The sequence below is a fragment of the Thermus sp. NMX2.A1 genome (assembly GCF_000511705.1).
Lineage (GTDB): Bacteria > Deinococcota > Deinococci > Deinococcales > Thermaceae > Thermus > Thermus scotoductus.
In genome coordinates, this window is the sequence record NZ_ATNI01000030.1 from 1 (window position 1) to 2,383 (window position 2,383).

Genomic DNA, 2,383 nt, shown 5'->3' on the forward strand with positions numbered 1-2,383 from the left:
AGGCCGTTGACTTTGGAGCTTCCTTATGGCAAGCTCTTTCATGGGACCGGGGCTTTTCTTTGCAACCCTTGCGGCACTGGTCCAAAGCCTATGCAGGAGGATCTCCGCCGCATCAAGGCCCTTCTGGACGCCCACAGGGGGGAGCTCCAGTCCAGGTACGGGGTGAGGGAGCTGGCCCTTTTCGGCTCCCGGGTCCGGGGGGAGGCCCGGGCCTCCAGCGACCTGGATGTCCTGGTGGAGTTTGACCGGCCCCCGGGGCTTCTTAAGTTCCTGGAGCTCGAGGATTACCTCTCCTCCCTTCTCGGCCTACGTGTGGACCTTGTCCGGAAGGCCGCCTTGCGCCCGGAGCTCAGGGAGGAGATCCTAGAAGAGGCCCTTTACCTGTGAGGCGAAGGCGTTACACCCTGTTCCTCCGGGATATCCTCGAGGCCATAGGGAGAATAGAGCGGTTCGTGGGGGATAGGGATTTCCAAGCTTTCGCCGGGGACGAACTCCTTATGAGCGCCGTTATCCGGCAACTTGAGATCATCGGGGAGGCGGCCAAGAACCTCCCCGAAGAGGTTAAGGGGCGCCACTCCCAGATTCCCTGGTCCCTCATGGCGAGAATGCGGGATCGGCTTGCCCACGGGTACTGGACGGTGGACCCAGAAATCCTTTGGGGCGTCATCCAGGAAGAGCTCCCTTCCCTCAAGCCAAGGCTTGCGGAAATCCTCTGGTGGGAGGAGCAGAGGGAGGGAAACGGCCCCTAAGCCCGAGGGCCCACCGGGGTTTTGGTCTTGGAGGGAGGCCCTAAGGGGGTAGAGGGGGAGGGGATGGACCCGTGGGCCTTGGAGGAGGGTTTCGCCGCCCAGCTCCAGGCCTTGGCCCCCAAAGACCCCTTGGTCCTCGCGGTCTCGGGCGAAGGGGGATTCCGCGGCCCTCCTCTACCTCGTCCACCGGATGGGGCAGCGAGGGGTGGTGATCCAGATGGACCACTCAAAACTTGCACCTCCCGCATACCCTGCATAAACCTTCACCTCCCCCCCTTCCCCCTGGCAGCCCCAAACCCAGGGCATGGAGCTCCCGGATCAACACCTGGACCACCAGATCGGGCAAAAGAACCCTCGCCGCCCGCTCCCTCACCTCCCACCACCTCCCCTCCCCACCTACCCCCACCCAGTGGGCCAACAGGTAGGCCAAAAGGGAAAGCACCAAGAAGCGGTGCACCCCCAAAGGACTCCGCTGCCCAAACTGACCCAGGGAAAACTCGCTCTTCATCGCAGAGCCTTGGTCAGCCCTGGAAGGGCTACCTTGAGGTGGGGGCTTGGCAGGAGGGCCAGGATGCGGGAGAGTAAGGACTGGGCTGCTGGGGTCATGGCACCCGTTATCAGACGGGAAACCAGCGGCCCTTTTCAAGTGGCCAAAGCGCATAAGTATCCCAAGAGCGTATAAGTGCAAGTTTTGAGTTAGGGAAGAGGCGCCGAATCGCAAGGGAACACATGCCCACCAGCTCGAGCTTCCCCTTGGTTGGCAGGCGGTTGCCCATCCAAGGGGTTGCGCTTCGGGGATGGAGGCCCTGCATGCCCCCGCTGGGGCCGGTCATCCCCACGTCGGAGACGTAGGCTGTACCTTTGGGCAGCACCCGGGTGTCCAGGGTGGGGACATGGGTATGGGTTCCCAACTTGTTCTAAAACCGCGAAGCCCTTCCTAGGGGTGGCCGAGCTGTAGTTGAGGGGGCGCAGGACCCGGGGGTGGCCCGGCACCGCCTCCATCTCGGGTCCATCCCAGGAGTGGTTCCCGCCGGTGACCAGGTCCACCCCCAGGGCCAATAGGCGCTCCGGGATCTCCCTCAACATTCCGAAACCGCTTCCGGTTAGCCAAGCATAGGGTGCCAGGTACATGTTCGCGAAAGATGGCTTTCGCGCACCACACCCAGTGCTTTAGCCCGGGGAGGGTATTAGGCTTGAGCCCGCATCCCTAAGCGGAGAGTGGCCCCAAACCCGGTGGGGAGGGCTCCTTGACAGGGCCGTTACCTCAAGGCCCTCGAGAAGCTACTTGCCCTCTAGCGCTTGCGCAAAAGCCTTTTCACTGCTCCCCTTACCGGGCCATCGCCGCCCGTATCGGGACTACGCTGGATTATTGAGCGTTAAGCGGTCCCAACTCGGGCCATCCCCACGCGTGTGGGGACTACGCCTTCGGATGCCGGGAGATGAGGGCTCCCGCCGGGCCATCCCCACGCGTGTGGGGACTACGTATACCCTTCCCGCGCCGCCTCCCCTCAGGCGGGCCATCCCCACGCGTGTGGGGACTACTTCTTCCTCGTCGGGAATATCGAGCCCCCGTTCGGGCCATCCCCACGCGTGTGGGGACTACTCGCGGCTATCGGGGCAGTTGGCATCGGGGG

Annotated in this window: 3 protein-coding genes, 2 pseudogenes and 1 CRISPR repeat array; of the genes and pseudogenes, 2 read left to right on the plus strand and 3 right to left on the minus strand. The window is 63.5% G+C overall.

Annotated features, from left to right (window positions below; translation table 11 throughout):
• Window positions 1–90 precede the first annotated feature (90 nt).
• On the plus strand, window positions 91–387 hold the full coding sequence (locus tag TNMX_RS02040; RefSeq protein WP_038028984.1) for a nucleotidyltransferase family protein: 297 nt from the start codon (window positions 91–93) through the stop codon (window positions 385–387).
• Complete coding sequence (locus TNMX_RS02045; protein ID WP_038028986.1) at window positions 384–749, plus strand: DUF86 domain-containing protein; 366 nt, start codon at window positions 384–386, stop codon at window positions 747–749. Before TNMX_RS02040 ends, TNMX_RS02045 begins: the two co-directional genes overlap by 4 nt.
• Window positions 750–975: 226 nt before the next feature.
• On the opposite strand, the pseudogene TNMX_RS02050 reads toward TNMX_RS02045, so the two are convergent.
• The 3 genes and pseudogenes from TNMX_RS02050 to TNMX_RS13580 form a co-directional block, all read right to left on the minus strand.
• A pseudogene (locus TNMX_RS02050) lies at window positions 976–1,260 on the minus strand (transposase); the annotation flags it as partial.
• Window positions 1,261–1,366: 106 nt separating this feature from the next.
• A complete protein-coding gene (locus TNMX_RS13210; RefSeq protein WP_084221115.1) occupies window positions 1,367–1,660 on the minus strand; it encodes a YmdB family metallophosphoesterase in 294 nt (97 codons plus the stop codon).
• A gap of 13 nt (window positions 1,661–1,673) precedes the next feature.
• Window positions 1,674–1,880 (minus strand): annotated as a pseudogene (locus tag TNMX_RS13580) (YmdB family metallophosphoesterase); the annotation flags it as partial.
• A gap of 200 nt (window positions 1,881–2,080) precedes the next feature.
• Window positions 2,081–2,352: direct repeats of the CRISPR family, unit length 29 nt; unit sequence CGGGCCATCCCCACGCGTGTGGGGACTAC.
• The last annotated feature ends 31 nt before the right edge of the window (window positions 2,353–2,383 follow it).